General features: G+C 53.3%; 15 protein-coding genes. 12 read left to right on the forward strand and 3 right to left on the reverse strand.

What is annotated here, in order from left to right; translation table 11 throughout:
• Window positions 1-51: 51 nt before the first annotated feature.
• A complete protein-coding gene (gene ompX, locus ACOTY9_RS09655; protein ID WP_014883110.1) occupies window positions 52-570 on the reverse strand; it encodes an outer membrane protein OmpX in 519 nt (172 codons plus the stop codon).
• Window positions 571-925: 355 nt separating this feature from the next.
• On the opposite strand from ompX, the gene rhtA reads away from it, so the two are divergent.
• From rhtA to ybiO, 6 genes are all read left to right on the forward strand, one after another.
• Complete coding sequence (gene rhtA, locus ACOTY9_RS09660) at window positions 926-1,813, forward strand: threonine/homoserine exporter RhtA (protein ID WP_014883109.1); 888 nt, start codon at window positions 926-928, stop codon at window positions 1,811-1,813.
• A 299-nt stretch (window positions 1,814-2,112) separates the two neighbouring features.
• A complete protein-coding gene (gene dps / locus ACOTY9_RS09665; protein ID WP_008501171.1) occupies window positions 2,113-2,616 on the forward strand; it encodes a DNA starvation/stationary phase protection protein Dps in 504 nt (167 codons plus the stop codon).
• Window positions 2,617-2,978: 362 nt separating this feature from the next.
• Window positions 2,979-3,722 carry a glutamine ABC transporter substrate-binding protein GlnH gene (gene glnH, locus ACOTY9_RS09670; RefSeq protein WP_348565679.1) on the forward strand — a complete coding sequence of 248 codons (744 nt, stop codon included), beginning with the start codon at window positions 2,979-2,981 and terminating at the stop codon, window positions 3,720-3,722.
• A 93-nt stretch (window positions 3,723-3,815) separates the two neighbouring features.
• On the forward strand, window positions 3,816-4,475 hold the full coding sequence (glnP, locus tag ACOTY9_RS09675; protein ID WP_003858462.1) for a glutamine ABC transporter permease GlnP: 660 nt from the start codon (window positions 3,816-3,818) through the stop codon (window positions 4,473-4,475).
• A complete protein-coding gene (glnQ, locus tag ACOTY9_RS09680; protein ID WP_014883107.1) occupies window positions 4,472-5,194 on the forward strand; it encodes a glutamine ABC transporter ATP-binding protein GlnQ in 723 nt (240 codons plus the stop codon). The genes glnP and glnQ overlap by 4 nt, the downstream gene beginning before the upstream one ends.
• Window positions 5,195-5,317: 123 nt before the next feature.
• Window positions 5,318-7,531, forward strand: a complete 2,214-nt coding sequence (gene ybiO / locus ACOTY9_RS09685; protein ID WP_014883106.1) for a mechanosensitive channel protein — start codon at window positions 5,318-5,320, stop codon at window positions 7,529-7,531.
• Between the two features lie 47 nt (window positions 7,532-7,578).
• On the opposite strand, the gene rlmF is transcribed toward ybiO, so the two are convergent.
• On the reverse strand, window positions 7,579-8,490 hold the full coding sequence (rlmF, locus tag ACOTY9_RS09690) for a 23S rRNA (adenine(1618)-N(6))-methyltransferase RlmF (RefSeq protein WP_023332468.1): 912 nt from the start codon (window positions 8,488-8,490) through the stop codon (window positions 7,579-7,581).
• A gap of 243 nt (window positions 8,491-8,733) precedes the next feature.
• Here rlmF and mcbA point away from each other — a divergent pair, with 243 nt between their 5' ends.
• From mcbA to ybiJ, 3 genes are all read left to right on the forward strand, one after another.
• Window positions 8,734-9,000, forward strand: coding sequence for a DUF1471 family periplasmic protein McbA (mcbA, locus tag ACOTY9_RS09695; RefSeq protein ID WP_014883104.1), 267 nt, complete (start codon window positions 8,734-8,736; stop codon window positions 8,998-9,000).
• 123 nt (window positions 9,001-9,123) lie between these two features.
• On the forward strand, window positions 9,124-9,390 hold the full coding sequence (locus ACOTY9_RS09700; protein WP_014883103.1) for a DksA/TraR family C4-type zinc finger protein: 267 nt from the start codon (window positions 9,124-9,126) through the stop codon (window positions 9,388-9,390).
• A gap of 285 nt (window positions 9,391-9,675) precedes the next feature.
• Window positions 9,676-9,936, forward strand: coding sequence for a DUF1471 family protein YbiJ (ybiJ, locus tag ACOTY9_RS09705; protein WP_014883102.1), 261 nt, complete (start codon window positions 9,676-9,678; stop codon window positions 9,934-9,936).
• A 118-nt stretch (window positions 9,937-10,054) separates the two neighbouring features.
• Here ybiJ and ybiB read toward each other — a convergent pair whose 3' ends face one another.
• Window positions 10,055-11,017: a DNA-binding protein YbiB gene (ybiB, locus tag ACOTY9_RS09710; protein WP_014883101.1), complete on the reverse strand. Its 963-nt coding sequence runs from the start codon at window positions 11,015-11,017 to the stop codon at window positions 10,055-10,057.
• 252 nt (window positions 11,018-11,269) lie between these two features.
• On the opposite strand from ybiB, the gene ACOTY9_RS09715 reads away from it, so the two are divergent.
• From ACOTY9_RS09715 to ACOTY9_RS09725, 3 genes are all read left to right on the forward strand, one after another.
• On the forward strand, window positions 11,270-11,806 hold the full coding sequence (locus ACOTY9_RS09715; RefSeq protein ID WP_014883100.1) for a fimbrial protein: 537 nt from the start codon (window positions 11,270-11,272) through the stop codon (window positions 11,804-11,806).
• A gap of 68 nt (window positions 11,807-11,874) precedes the next feature.
• On the forward strand, window positions 11,875-12,549 hold the full coding sequence (locus tag ACOTY9_RS09720) for a fimbrial biogenesis chaperone (RefSeq protein WP_047026667.1): 675 nt from the start codon (window positions 11,875-11,877) through the stop codon (window positions 12,547-12,549).
• A gap of 74 nt (window positions 12,550-12,623) precedes the next feature.
• Window positions 12,624-15,134 carry a fimbria/pilus outer membrane usher protein gene (locus tag ACOTY9_RS09725; protein WP_045307504.1) on the forward strand — a complete coding sequence of 837 codons (2,511 nt, stop codon included), beginning with the start codon at window positions 12,624-12,626 and terminating at the stop codon, window positions 15,132-15,134.
• The last annotated feature ends 8 nt before the right edge of the window (window positions 15,135-15,142 follow it).

Consider the following 15,142-nt stretch of genomic DNA (forward strand, 5'->3'; position numbering starts at 1 on the left):
AAAAAAAAATCCGCCACATTGGGCGGATTTTTTATTCGATCACCGGAGTGATTAGAAGCGGTAACCTACGCCCGCGATCCAGGTGCCAACGTCAACGTTGCGGATACGGCTCTGCTCATAGGAGAAGTCCAGAGCAACGTCCTGGATTGGGTTGAACTGCAGGCCTGCGCCATAGGAGAAGCCGTAGTCGCTGGTGCTTGCAGTGCGGTTCAGACCCTGGTTTTCGGTCTGCTGGAATTTACCGTAGCCAACACCTACAACACCGTAGATGCTTGCCCAGTCATTCAGACGGTAAGCTGGACCAGCAGTGATACCGTAGTACTGGCCTTTGTTGTACGCGCCGTTTTCAGTACGATCTTTCTCGGTGTAGGTGAAAGAACCGATCACGCCCAGCGGGTTGTTATCCTGCTCGTAACGATACTTCAGGTTGAAACCGTTAGTTTTGTTCATTACGCCCTGCATATCGCTCTGAGCGTAACCACCGGTTACAGTAGAAGTAGCCGCTACAGCGGTACCTGCGGAAACAGCCAGTACAGCGGCCAGTGCTGAAAGACATGCAATTTTTTTCATAACCACCTCAAATGTGCTTCAAGTAAGTCCGTAAGTTTTAAATATATCAAAAAATTTTGCGAAACTCTTTGTGATTCGTGATGTCTAACGAGGTCTTTCCTGTAACAGAACGTTTCCAACCTCAGCTAACTCTTTCAAATCACATGCGATTTTTCCTACAAAACGCCCATATTGCGCGTCTGTGCTGTTACATTCATCCAGATTATTCCTAATCTTTAAGACGATTAATCCAGCAGTAGTTAACCATTTTACGGATTTCATGGGGCTTTTTTTTCAACAGAGTCTCAACCGTCGCTGTATATTTCCTTTACACTGCAACCTTTACTTCATTTGACAGAAGCTGACAGGAGAAAGGATGCCTGGGTTATCCCGCACGTCGTCGGTCTGGTTGCCGGTAGCAGTCATACTCATTGCCATGTTGTCCATTCAAAGCGGTGCCTCGCTGGCAAAATCGCTCTTTCCACTGGTAGGGGCACCCGGGGTGACGGCCCTGCGTATCGTGCTGGGCACGGCGATACTGGTTGCCATTTTCAAACCCTGGCGTCTGCGCTTCAAAAAAGAGCAACGTCTCCCCCTGCTGTTTTATGGTCTGTCTCTTGGGGCGATGAACTATATGTTCTACCTCTCCATCCAGACCATCCCCCTCGGGATCGCCGTCGCGCTGGAGTTTACCGGTCCGCTGGCGGTGGCACTTTTCTCTTCCCGTCGTCCGGTGGATTTTATCTGGGTCGTATTGGCGGTGCTGGGCTTATGGTTCCTGTTGCCGCTCGGCCAGAATGTCACTGAGATTGATCTTACGGGTGCCGCGCTGGCTCTCGGAGCCGGTGCCTGCTGGGCCGTTTATATCCTCACCGGGCAGCGCGCTGGCGAAGAACATGGCCCGGCAACGGTCGCCCTGGGTTCCGTGATTGCGGCTATCGTTTTTGTGCCGATCGGTATGGCGCAGGCCACGGCGTCTATCTGGCAATGGTCAGTTATGCCCATTGGACTGGCGGTCGCAGTGCTCTCAACGGCGCTCCCCTATTCTCTGGAGATGATCGCTCTGACGCGTCTGCCGACACGCATTTTTGGCACCCTGATGAGCATGGAGCCTGCCCTGGCGGCAATCTCCGGAATGGTATTCCTTGGCGAAACGCTGACGTTTACCCAGACGCTGGCACTCTGCTCTATTATTGCAGCCTCAATGGGGTCAACGCTCACCATGCGCCCGGAACCCAAAGTTGAGAAAATCGACATCAACTGATGCCATATATTCTGCATGGCTTTGTGGCCATGCAGAATAAAGGCCAGATCGTCAGGCGTTATAATTTCTTACATACTTTGTCATATTATCGAAATATCCTGCCAAGCCTTTTTTCTCTGTCCTCAATTAAGATTGATCTGTATCAATTCTAAAATAATCTATTTATATCAGTAAATTATATTATCAACCTCCTTCTTGCTATTAAACCGATAGGCACAGCCAGACCGCAGAGAAAAAATCCGGTGCTATACTTAGTTCCGTAATTACCTGGGACATTAACATCAAGAGGATATGAGATTATGAGTACCGCTAAACTGGTGAAAACGAAAGCGTCTAATCTGCTTTATACCCGTAACGATGTATCGGATAGCGACAAAAAAGCGACCATTGAGTTGCTGAATCGCCAGGTGATCCAGTTCATCGATCTTTCGCTGATCACCAAACAGGCCCACTGGAATATGCGCGGTGCAAACTTTATTGCCGTTCATGAAATGCTGGATGGCTTCCGCACAGCACTGGTGACACACCTCGATACGATGGCTGAACGTGCCGTACAGTTGGGTGGTGTTGCGCTGGGTACCACGCAGGTGATTAACAGTAAAACGCCACTGAAAAGCTACCCGCTGGATATCCATACCGTGCAGGATCACCTGAAAGAGCTGGCAGACCGTTACGCGATTGTGGCCAATGACGTGCGCAAAGCGATTAGCGAAGCCAAAGATGAGGATACGGCAGATATCTTCACCGCCGCCTCCCGCGATCTGGATCAGTTCCTGTGGTTTATCGAATCTAACATCGAGTAATCCATACGATTTTTCTATCGAACCCTCGCCTTCCGGTGAGGGTTTTGCACATCTATGGTGCACACTTTTGGCCTGATACGGTGCAAAAGTGAAGAAATTGTAATAATCACCTCACACAACCGTTAATGGAAGATTGTTTTTTCGTCAGAATTTACGCTAAATATCTCCCCGTCAGTTGAGCCAAACGACGCGCACCAAAATGGTGCTCCACCATGGTGCAACACAACATCATTGCCCCGTTTTTTGTGCAATGCATGACTCCATCCCCTTTGCAAAACAACAGCTTGTAAAGTTGGCACGATTTTTTCATTGTGCCTGTCGTTCTCTCAGGGGATCGCCCCGTGGATATAAAAGGAAATGCTATGAAGTCTGTATTAAAAGTTTCACTGGCTGCACTTACCCTGGCTTTTGCGGTGTCCGCTCAGGCTGCCGACAAACTGGTTGTGGCGACCGACACGGCGTTCGTTCCGTTTGAATTCAAACAGGGTGATAAATACGTTGGCTTCGATGTTGATTTGTGGGCCGCTATCGCAAAAGAACTCAAACTGGATTACACCCTGAAGCCAATGGACTTCAGCGGCATCATCCCGGCACTGCAAACCAAAAACGTTGATCTGGCCCTGGCGGGTATCACCATCACCGAAGAGCGTAAAAAAGCGATCGACTTCTCTGACGGTTACTACAAAAGTGGTCTGCTGGTCATGGTCAAAGCCGATAACAATGACGTCAAAAGCGTGAAAGACCTCGACGGTAAAGTTGTCGCAGTGAAGGGCGGTACCGGTTCCGTGGATTACGCAAAAGCGAACATTAAAACCAAAGACCTGCGTCAGTTCCCGAACATCGACAACGCGTACATGGAACTCGGCACCAACCGTGCTGACGCTGTTCTGCACGATACACCGAACATCCTGTACTTCATCAAAACCGCAGGTAACGGCAAGTTCAAAGCGGTAGGCGACTCTCTGGAAGCACAGCAGTACGGTATCGCATTCCCGAAAGGCAGCGACGATCTGCGCACGAAAGTGAACGGCGCGCTGAAAACGCTTAAAGAGAACGGCACGTATAACGAAATCTACAAAAAATGGTTCGGTACTGAGCCTAAATAATTTCACCTGAAATCAGGTTTGTAACGCCCGGTGGCGCTGACGTTTACCGGGCCTACATTTTTCGTTTTTCACCACGGTATACAGGAATACATCATGCAGTTTGACTGGAGCGCCATCTGGCCTGCCATTCCACTCTTGCTTGAAGGCGCTAAAATGACCCTGTGGATTTCGGTCCTGGGTCTGGTGGGCGGGTTGATTATCGGTCTTGTCGCCGGTTTCGCCCGCACCTACGGCGGCTGGATTGCAAACCACATCGCACTGGTTTTCATCGAAGTGATCCGCGGCACCCCGATTGTCGTGCAGGTCATGTTCATCTACTTCGCCCTGCCAATGGCCTTCACCGACCTGCGTATCGATCCGTTCAGCGCAGCCGTCGTGACCATTATGATCAACTCGGGCGCCTACATTGCGGAAATCACCCGCGGTGCGGTGCTGTCGATTCATAAAGGTTTCAGTGAAGCGGGTCTGGCGCTGGGCCTTTCGCGTCGCGAAACGATCCGCCACGTCATTCTTCCGCTGGCGCTGCGTCGCATGCTGCCACCGCTGGGTAACCAGTGGATCATCAGTATTAAAGATACGTCGCTGTTCATCGTTATCGGCGTGGCTGAGCTGACCCGTCAGGGGCAGGAGATCATTGCTGGCAACTTCCGCGCGCTGGAAATCTGGAGTGCGGTAGCCGTTGTCTACCTGATCATTACTCTGGTTCTGAGCTTCGTTCTGCGTCGTCTTGAAAGAAGGATGAAAATCCTGTGATTGAATTTAAAAACGTTTCCAAGCACTTTGGCCCAACCCAGGTGCTGCACAATATTGATCTGAACATTACCCAAGGTGAAGTGGTGGTCATTATCGGGCCGTCCGGTTCCGGTAAATCCACTTTGCTGCGCTGCATTAACAAACTGGAAGAGGTCACCAGCGGCGATCTGATTGTCGACGGTCTGAAGGTCAATGACCCGAAAGTGGACGAGCGCCTGATTCGTCAGGAAGCGGGCATGGTGTTCCAGCAGTTCTACCTGTTCCCTCACCTGACGGCGCTGGAAAACGTGATGTTCGGCCCGCTGCGCGTGCGCGGTGCCAGCAAAGCGGCGGCGGAAGCGCTGGCAAAAGATCTGCTGGCAAAAGTGGGTCTGGCAGAACGTGCGCACCACTACCCTTCCGAGCTCTCCGGTGGTCAACAGCAGCGCGTCGCGATTGCCCGCGCGCTGGCTGTGAAGCCGAAGATGATGCTGTTTGATGAGCCAACGTCCGCACTCGACCCGGAGCTGCGCCACGAAGTGCTGAAAGTCATGCAGGATCTGGCAGAGGAAGGGATGACGATGGTTATCGTGACCCACGAAATCGGCTTTGCGGAGAAAGTCGCGTCCCGCCTGATCTTTATCGATAAAGGTCGTATCGCGGAAGACGGTAACCCGCAGGAACTGATTGCTAATCCGCCGAGCCAGCGTTTGCAGGAGTTCCTGCAGCACGTCTCCTGATCTTACGCTTCACGCTGAGCCGGGCTTGCCCGGCTTTTTTACGCCAGATTGTTCCCAAAAACTCCCCTCCTCCCCGCGCCCTCTATACTTATCATTTTGCACGATATTTTGTCGGAGGACGCCGTGCCGTGGTTCCTGCTGCTGTTGATAAGCCTGTTTAGTGCGCCATCCCTCGCCGTGGCGATCCCCGGCGTGACCACCGGAACGACCGCGTCCCAGCAAAGTACGCCGCCCCCGGAACCGGATGTTGAACAAAAAAAAGCGGCTTACGGCGCACTTGCCGACGTGCTTGAAAACGATGCCTCCCGAAAAGAGTTAATCGATCAGCTGCGTAAAGCCGCCGCCACGCCGCCAAAGGAGACCGTTCCCACCCTCACCGCGCCGCAGGTAGAGGAACAAAAAACCGTACTGGAAAACGTCACCGACGTGAGCCGACGCTTTGGTGAAGCGCTCTCAACACGCTTTGCCCAGCTCTTTCGCAACCTGATGGGATCGCCCCATAAGGCATTTAACCCGCAAACCTTTAGCGCCGCCGCCACCCAGTTTTTGATGCTGGCGGGCGCGGTATTTATTTTTTACTGGCTGGTACGCCTCTGTGCCTGGCCGCTTTACCGCAAGATGGGCTACTGGGGCCGAAAAAAGAACCAGCATAAAAACAGCTGGCTGCACCTCCCCGCCATGATCGCCGGAGCCTTTATTATTGATTTACTGCTGCTGGCCTTGACGCTGTTTGTGGGTCAGGTGCTGGCGGACCGTCTCAATACGGGCAACAAAACCATTGCCTTCCAGCAGGCGCTCTTTCTGAATGCGTTTGCGCTCATCGAATTTTTTAAAGCGGTACTGCGCGTCATCTTTTGCCCGCGCGTGCCTGAACTCCGCCCGTTTACGATCGGTAACGACAGCGCGAAATACTGGGCCGTGCGGCTCAGCGTGCTCAGCGGCCTGATTGGCTACGGCCTGCTGGTTGCGGTGCCGATCATCTCCAACCAGGTCAACGTGCAGTTTGGCGCGCTGGCGAACGTGTTGATCATGCTCTGTATTACCGTCTGGTCGCTGTACCTTATCTTCCACAATAAAAAGGCGATCACGGAGAGTCTGCTGCATCTGGCCGATCGTTCTTTGTCGTTCTTTAGCCTCTTCATTCGCGCCTTCGCGCTGGTGTGGCACTGGCTGGCAAGCGCTTATTTCATCGTGCTGTGCTTCTTCTCACTGTTCGACCCGGGTAATAGCCTGAAATTTATGATGGGGGCGACGTTCAAAAGCCTGGCGATTATCGGCATCGCGGCATTTGTGTCGGGGCTGTTGTCGCGCTGGATTTCGAAAACCATCACCCTGTCCCCGCACGTACAGCGTAATTATCCGGAACTGCAAAAACGCGTGAACGGCTGGATGTCAGTCTCCCTCAAAGTGGCGCGCATTCTGACCGTCTGCGTGGCGATTATGCTGCTGCTGAATGCGTGGAACCTGTTTGATTTCTGGAACTGGCTGCATAACGGCACAGGCGAGAAGACCGTTGATATTTTAATTCGTATCGCACTGATTCTGTTTTTCTCCGCCGTTGGGTGGACGCTGCTGGCGAGCCTTATCGAGAACCGTCTGGTGTCCGATATTCACGGCAGACCGCTCCCCAGCGCCCGTGCGCGCACGCTGTTGACCCTGTTCCGCAATGCGCTGGCGGTGATCATCAGTACCATCACCATCATGATTGTGCTGTCGGAAATCGGCGTAAACATCGCTCCGCTGCTGGCAGGTGCCGGTGCGCTGGGACTGGCGATCTCCTTCGGGTCACAAACGCTGGTGAAGGATATTATTACCGGCATTTTTATCCAGTTTGAGAACGGAATGAACACCGGCGATCTGGTAACCATCGGGCCGCTGACCGGCACGGTCGAGCGGATGTCGATTCGTTCTGTGGGCGTGCGTCAGGATACCGGGGCATACCACATTATTCCGTGGTCATCGATCACCACCTTCGCCAACTTTGTGCGCGGGATTGGCTCCGTTGTGGCGAACTACGATGTGGATCGTCATGAGAATGCTGACAAAGCGAAGCAGGCGCTGCGGGACGCAGTAGAAGAGTTAATGCAGATGGAGGATATTCGCGGCCTTGTAATTGGCGAGCCGTCATTTGCCGGGATCGTCGGGCTGACGAATACGGCATTTACGCTTCGCGTGTCGTTCACCACCCAGCCGCTGAAGCAGTGGACGGTGCGCTTTGCGCTCGACAGCATGGTGAAAAAACATTTTGATCTGGCTAACGTGCGGATGCCGGTGCAGACGTATCAGGTGTTGCCTTCACCGGCATCGATGCCACCTCCGCAGGAGCCGACATTGTAGCCGTGTTGCCGGGTGGCGGCTTCGCCTGACCCGGCCTGCGGGACACCTTATTTGCGGCGTTTGTTGTCATCCATAAACGACCAGGCAATAAAGCGGCTCTGCTTCTGGCCCTGCGCCATTTCTTTTTTCACCACTTTCACCGCGCCTGCTTCGGTGAGGGCCCGGTAGAGTGGCGGCAGGTTATCTCCGCGGGAAACCAGCGTGGTGAACCATTTCACCTGGCGACCAAACTGTTTGCTTTCGGCAATCATCCGCAGGATGAAGGCGACTTCACCGCCCTCGCACCACAGCTCCTGCTGCTGTCCACCAAAGTTCAGCACGGCATCTTCGGCCTGACCCAGGTTGCGGCGTTTGCGCTCGCTGCCTGCACGGGCCGCTGCCGCCGAATCATGGAATGGCGGATTACACATCGTGGCGTCATAGCTTTCGTTTTTGTGAATGATGCCGTTGAAGATTGACGTCGCCTCCTTCTGGCGACGCAGACGAATGGAACGACTCAGGCCAGCGTTAGCGCTGATTATCGCCTGCGCGCTGGCAAACGCCTCGGCACCGATTTCGCTCCCGGTAAAGCGCCAGTGGTACTCATGCACGCCAATCAGGGGGTAAATCAGGTTTGCCCCGGTACCAATATCCAGGACGGAAGCCTGCTGGGGGATCGCGCCGTCACGATCGTCGGCGAGAAGATCGGCAAGGTGATGAACGTAATCAGCACGGCCCGGAACAGGAGGACAGAGAAAGCCTTCCGGGATATCCCAGTGCGCCACACCGTAAAAATGCGCCAGCAGCGCCTTGTTCAGGGTTTTCACCGCCAGCGGATCGGCAAAGTTAACCGACGGTTCACCCGCGGGGGTCTCGACAATATAGTCCTGCAGCGCCGGACAACTCTGGCACAGTGCGTTCATGTCGTAGCGGCTGCGATGGCGATTTCGTGGGTGCAATCCCGGCTTTTGGGAAGTCATGGCATTCTCCTTTAAACAGCGGCGTAAGATACCTTGTGCTGGCTCTACGGTAAATCTTTCTCTGCAACCCTTAAAAAAGCGCCATAAATCAAACACCTTTATGTCTATGATCTGTCAGCGGATTGTCAGCTTTTATCGTTCAAAAAATAATCAGATCATCATCAAATATTTGCGCTAAATCACACTCGTCAGGCTTCTAAACTTAAAGGGAATCACCTGTTGTTTCCTCATGAGGATGTGATTATGAAAAAGTATCTAACCCTTGCTCTTCTCGCCGGTACCCTGGCGAGCGCCTCTTTCTCCGCTATGGCCGTTCAGTCCCTGACCCAAAGCACGGACACCAGCCAGCTGCGCCCGGCCGGTACCGTCTCGGTAAGCCGCGCAAGCAACCTTGACGATCTTCAGGATAAACTGGCTGAAAAAGCTCGCCAGGAAGGCGCTAAAGGCTTCGTGGTGAACTCCGCAGGTGGAGATAACCATATGTACGGCACAGCGACTATCTATAAATAACGTGTTTCCTTTCACCCGACTGCATCTGCCTGCCAGATGCAGTTTGTCTCCCCTCTCACCTTGATTGTGCATTTTTTAACCCCATATTAACGCTATGGCTTAAACCGATATCAGGAGGGCAAGATGGCTTCCGGTTGGGCAAATGATGATGCCGTGAACGAACAGATCAACAGTACGATTGAAGATGCGGTTGCGCGCGCTCGCGGCGAAATTCCGCGCGGCGAAAGTTTAACGGAATGCGAAGAGTGCGGAGAGCCCATTCCTGAGGCGCGGCAAAAAGCCATTCCCGGGGTAAGGTTATGTATAACCTGTCAGCAGGATAAAGATTCAAAAAACGCTTCACATTCGGGATATAATCGCAGAGGATCGAAAGACAGCCAGTTACGCTGACTTTCCTTTACCTAAGTTAACCGCCCGAATGCTTACCTTTACGCTCACGCTTTTTAGCGAACCGCGTAGCAAAATGTGCCATTCATCTTTCTTCTGTAAAGCGTATCAACAAGAAGTGTAAAGCCGTAATTTGAATTTATTAATAATCAATAAGTTATTTGTCATTCAATTTTTTTGATTAACCACGTCAATTCTCTTCGATTTTATCTCTGCAGAAAAAACGTGATACTTATCACATCGACGGAACATCGTCCCCTTAACAGAATAACCTGCGAGAGATTAATTATGAAAACCATCAAATATGCTGTTGCTGCTGTTGCCCTGTCCGCTCTGTCTTTTGGCGCATTCGCTGTAGAGCCTGTTTCATCTACTCAGGCGCAGAGCATGAATAAAATCGGTGTGGTGAGTGCAGAAGGCGCGACCACGCTGGACGGTCTGGAAGCCAAACTGGCTGAGAAAGCAGCTGCTGCCGGTGCAAGCGGATACACCATCACCTCCGCTAACACCAACAACAAGCTGAGCGGTACTGCGGTTATCTACAAATAATCGCCTGAATGAATGCTGTACCCTCACCAAACCCTCTGGTGAGCTGCTCCAACCCTCATTGACCCTGTTGTTTGTTACCCTTGCTTGCCCGTCCGCCACTGGACGGGCTTTTTTTTGCCTAAAATGCCGCCTCAACCCGTTTCATGCCAGCCTCGACCGTGTCAACTTCCCCGGTCGCCAGCAGGCAGCAGGCCATCTGTAACCTGATGGACTGCGGCACCGGCACATTTCCGGCAAGGCACTGTTCAATCCACTTCGCGGTGATGTAGGGATCTTTCGCCTCCGGCAGAATAACGCCGCTGTTCTCTTCCCCACGTTCAAGCGCGATACGCGTCCCAGCCGCGTCGATCAGCATTATTTGCGGGCAGCGCTGCGGATTAGCGTAGACCTCGCCTTCCGTCCCATGCATCAGCAACGCGTTGCCGCCAATCTCTTCAAAGAATTTCCCCACGCGCCCCACGTATTCCGGGTGCGAAACGCTGGAAAGGCGCAGCGCGGCATTTTCGGCAAACGGCGTGGCCAGCTTCGCCAGCGTATGCGCGCTGTTACGCACGCCCATTCGCCAGCGCATTGCGAGCTGCTTTTCCAGCGGCGGGCAGAGCGCCTTAACGGGAATATAGACCGGCTGATGGCTATCGAGCTTCGCCTGCGCCTGCCCGGCGTGGAGAGTGGGTTCGATCCCCAGCAGTTCAAAAATCGTTTCTGTCAGCACGCGGGTCGGATCTTCACTCACCCCATGCACCACCACCGGAAAACCCAGCTTATGTAACAGAATAGCCAGCAGCGGCGTCAGGTTGGCCTGCTTGCGCGCGCCGTTATAGCTGGGAATGACGATCGGCATCGGTTTTGCCACAGGTGGCGTCAGACGCAGCGTTTGCGCCTGCATCGCCTCATAAAAGCCGCGCATCTCCGCTTCACCTTCTCCCTTAATGCGCAGGGCGATAAGAATGCCGCCGAGTTCGAGATCGGGAACCTCACCGTTGAGCATACGGGTGTAAAGCGCACGCGCTGTCTCATGATCCAGGTCGCGGGCATGGTTTTTTCCACGCCCTACCTCTTTGATAATTTTACGATAATCCACGGTATCTCTCCTGAAAACGTCACCTTGTTAACACTATATCCCCGATGAAACCTGCCAGGTAGCTTTTTATCCCCACCGCCAGAGCCATCTGTTTTACCGAAGAAAAAAATTATGCAAGCACTGATTCAATTATTTGTGATGCCTATAGAAGATTCTTATCCATCCATTCTTTGATTAAATAACGAACGGAAATCATTGAGGACAACGGGCAAAAACCTTAGGCACGTTTTTACCCACACACCAGGAACTATTATGAACAAGATTGCGTTAGGTCTTTTTATCGCGTCGGTGATTGGCTGCTCGGCATCCGCTTTTGCAGCAACAGACGGTGAAGGACAGATCAACTTTACGGGCGAAATCATCGATTCCGCCTGTCAGGTTGTGAATGGTTTAAGTAACCCGTTGAACGTGACATTAGGCAAAGTCTCCAAGACGGTCTTTACCGGTGCCGGCTCCACCAGCACCGCCACGAAGTTTGATATTGAGTTAAAAAACTGCCCGGAAACCGTTACGGCGGCGGCAATCAACTTCGGTGGAACCCCGGATGCCAATAACAACAGCACCCTGGCGTTAACCCCCGATGCAGATGCCGCAACCGGCGTAGCCATTCAGCTGATCGACTCTTCTGAGCAGCCCGTCAGTTTATATACTCCGTCAAAAGAGTATCCGCTGGCCTCCGGCACCGCAGTAAACGATCTGCAGTTTGCCGCGCGTTATATTCAAACCGGTGCGGCTATTACCGCTGGCCCGGCAAACTCTGTTTCAACATTCACGGTTATTTATAACTGATATTGCTCACCAGGGACTATTTCCTTTTGCAAAAAAGAGATAGTCCCGCCTTATTTTGAGAAAAAACTATGCGTCACGGTTATTTACTCAGCACCCTTTTACTGGTAGCTGCAACGGCACATGCAGGCGTTATTATTAACGGCACGCGCCTGGTCTACCAGGGAGGCAAAAAGGAATCCTCTATCGGTATTTCAAACCCAGATGCAACGGATTATCTGGTGCAATCCTGGGCGGATTCTGGCGGTAAAGACCTGGCCAAAGCTCCCTTTCTGATTACGCCGCCACTGTTTCGTCTTGATGCGAAGCAGGAAAACGTTCTGCGCGTCGTACGTACCGGCGGAAATTTGCCTGAAGATCGCGAGTCGATGTTCTGGCTGAATATAAAAGCCATCCCCTCCTCAAAAAAGGTGGCAGGGGTCAATACCCTGCAAATTGCGGTTAACACGCGCATTAAGCTGATGTACCGCCCGGCCTCCGTCAAGGGTAAACCGGAAACGGTCGCGGATCAGCTTGAGTGGCACCGCGAGGGCAATGATTTAGTGGTTAACAACCCGACGCCGTTTTATATGAATTTCCAGTCGGTCACCCTTAACGGTCATAAGGTCGATAAAGCGACCTGGGCCGTACCAAAAACCGAAACCCATTTTGCGTTGCCTGCACATACCGGCGGTTCAACCGTGTCCTGGTCAATTATTACTGATTACGGCAGCATCAGCAAAACGCTCTCTGCATCCGTGCATTAATACCGTACCCAATAACGCACCTTATGATTACCTATTCTTCAACCCCAAGAAGGCAATTGCCTTCCGTTTATCGGATGCTTACGCTGCTGACCCTGCTATGCGGGTTAGCGGCCGTGGGTTTTTCGCAGCAAACGCGGGCGGATGATTATTTTAATCCAGCGTTGTTGGATGTGGATAATCCACAGCAGGGAAAAACCGATCTCTCCATTTATGAAAAAGGCCCGGGACAGGCGCCAGGGAAATATCAGGTCACGATCTTTATCAATAATAATAAAATTGATACCCGCGACGTGACCTTTATATTGCAAAAGCAGGATAATGGAGAAAATTCCCTTCAGCCCTGCTTTACTCTGTCCGATTTAAAAAGCCTGGGTATTAAAACTGACGACTATCCTCAGCTTGCCGTGAAAGGCTCATGCGCGGATTTGCACGCCATACCGGCGGCGACGGCGACATTTCGCGTCAGCAACCAGCAGCTTCTGTTGAGCATTCCGCAGTCCGCGCTCGGTCAGGTTCCCCGTGGCTATATTGACCCAACAGAATTTGATGAGGGGATCACGGCGGGCATCCTCAACTACAGCGCCAGCGCCAGCCAGAGCCACGCCCGTCAGCAGGGCATGCAGGACAACAGCAGCCAGTACGTTAACCTGCGTCCGGGCCTGAACGTCGGCGCGTGGCGCCTGCGCAACTACTCCACCTGGAGTCGCAGCACCAGCGGTCACGAAGAAGAGCAATCCTTTAACTCGGTCTACACCTATGCCCAGCGCGATATCGTGGCGTTAAAAAGCGATCTGACCGTAGGCCAAAGCAGCTCCCCGGCAGACGTATTTGACAGCGTTCCGTATACCGGCGCGCAGCTGAACTCCGACAACGATATGCTGCCGGACAGCGAAAAAGGCTATGCCCCGATCATCCGCGGCACGGCCCACAGTAATGCGCTGGTGGTGGTACGTCAGAACGGCTACGTGATTTATCAAAATACCGTTGCGCCGGGTGCATTTGAAATCAATGACCTGTATCCCACCGGCAGCAGCGGCGATCTCCAGGTCACCGTGAAAGAGACGGACGGCAGCGAACGTCACTTTGTGGTGCCCTACGCCTCCGTTCCGGTCCTCCAGCGCGAAAAGCACCTGAAATACAGCGTCACTGCCGGGCGCTACCGCTCTTATGACAAAGACGTGGAAAAAACGCCCTTCGCTCAGGGGAGTGTCATTTATGGCCTGCCGTACGGATTCACCGCCTACGGTGGCGTGCAGCAAAGCAGCCATTATCAGTCACAGGCGCTGGGCACCGGTAAAAACTTTGGCGATCTTGGCGCGTTTTCTGTCGACGTGACGCGCGCCAAAGCGCTGCTCAAAAAACAGCAGGCCAGCAAGGGGCAATCCTGGCGTCTGCGCTACAGCAAAGATTTCGCGGGTACGGGCACAAACTTCGCTCTGGCTGGCTATCGCTACAACAGTAAAGGGTTTTACACCCTCGAAGACACCATGGAGTCCTATACCCGCGCCGATGACTGGTCAGCACCGCAGCAGCGCCGCGCGCGTACCGAGGCCACCATCGATCAAACCCTCGGCGAAGGCTGGGGATCGTTTACGCTGAGCCTGGTCAAAGAGACCTACTGGAACCAGGGTCAGGACATGACCTCGATGAGCGTCAGCTATAACAACAGCTGGAAGGGAATCACCTACAGCATGAGCTATAGCCTCAACAAAAACACCAACAGCCGTGATGACGAAGGCGATTCGGTCAGTAACGATAACCTGTTCGCGCTGAGCGTGTCGGTACCGCTGGATCGCTGGATGAGCAACACCTGGGCCTCCTACAACATGAATAACAATAAAGACGGCACCACGCACACGCTGGGCCTGAACGGGACGGCGCTGGAGGAGAACAACCTTAACTGGAACGTGCAGGAAGGCTATGACTCATCAGAGAACGGTACCTCTACCAGTCTGAACGCCGATTATAAAGCCACCTACGGGGAAGTGAGTGGCGGTTTCAGCCAGGACAAATACCAGCGGACCACCAACGTCGGTCTGCAGGGGGGCATGATAGCCCACGCTAACGGCCTGACGCTGAGCCAGCCGCTGGGCGAGACCATTGCGCTGGTGAAAGCGCCCGGAGCCAGCGGCACGCACATCGCCAACCAGACGGGCGTGGAAACTGACTTCCGCGGCTATACCGTGGTGCCGTTTGTTACCGCCTATCGCCACAACACGATTTCGCTGGATACCGAAACGCTGCCTGACGAGGCTGACGTGACGCACGCTTCGCAGATCGTCACGCCAACCCGCGGTGCGGTGGTGCGGGCAAGCTTCAATACCCGCGTGGGTCATCGCGTCCTGATGACGCTGACGCACAACGGGAAGCCGCTGCCCTTCGGCGCAACGGTCACCACCGAGGATAAGGACAGCGAATTTATCGTCGGCACTGATGGCCAAACCTATCTTTCCGGAATGCCCGATCGCGGCAAGCTTTCCGTCTCATGGGGACAGGAAGCCAGCGACCACTGCGTTGCGGAATACACGCTCACGGATGAAAAAGAGAAAACAGACATTATTAACGCTGCCGCGCAGTGTCAGTAATCAACCGA

It is taken from the genome of Enterobacter cloacae complex sp. SHL012, assembly GCF_049237505.1.
GTDB classification, from domain to species: domain Bacteria; phylum Pseudomonadota; class Gammaproteobacteria; order Enterobacterales; family Enterobacteriaceae; genus Enterobacter; species Enterobacter kobei.

Bases quoted from the DNA above. Each gene is read 5' to 3' on its own strand.
- mcbA (WP_014883104.1), top strand. From the start codon at position 8,734: ATGAAAAAGTATCTAACCCTTGCTCTTCTCGCCGGTACCCTGGCGAGC.
- rhtA (WP_014883109.1), top strand. From the start codon at position 926: ATGCCTGGGTTATCCCGCACGTCGTCGGTCTGGTTGCCGGTAGCAGTC.
- ompX (WP_014883110.1), bottom strand. From the start codon at position 570: ATGAAAAAAATTGCATGTCTTTCAGCACTGGCCGCTGTACTGGCTGTT.
- glnH (WP_348565679.1), top strand. From the start codon at position 2,979: ATGAAGTCTGTATTAAAAGTTTCACTGGCTGCACTTACCCTGGCTTTT.
- ybiJ (WP_014883102.1), top strand. From the start codon at position 9,676: ATGAAAACCATCAAATATGCTGTTGCTGCTGTTGCCCTGTCCGCTCTG.
- ACOTY9_RS09725 (WP_045307504.1), top strand. From the start codon at position 12,624: ATGCTTACGCTGCTGACCCTGCTATGCGGGTTAGCGGCCGTGGGTTTT.
- dps (WP_008501171.1), top strand. From the start codon at position 2,113: ATGAGTACCGCTAAACTGGTGAAAACGAAAGCGTCTAATCTGCTTTAT.
- ACOTY9_RS09715 (WP_014883100.1), top strand. From the start codon at position 11,270: ATGAACAAGATTGCGTTAGGTCTTTTTATCGCGTCGGTGATTGGCTGC.
- glnP (WP_003858462.1), top strand. From the start codon at position 3,816: ATGCAGTTTGACTGGAGCGCCATCTGGCCTGCCATTCCACTCTTGCTT.
- ACOTY9_RS09720 (WP_047026667.1), top strand. From the start codon at position 11,875: ATGCGTCACGGTTATTTACTCAGCACCCTTTTACTGGTAGCTGCAACG.
- ACOTY9_RS09700 (WP_014883103.1), top strand. From the start codon at position 9,124: ATGGCTTCCGGTTGGGCAAATGATGATGCCGTGAACGAACAGATCAAC.
- rlmF (WP_023332468.1), bottom strand. From the start codon at position 8,490: ATGACTTCCCAAAAGCCGGGATTGCACCCACGAAATCGCCATCGCAGC.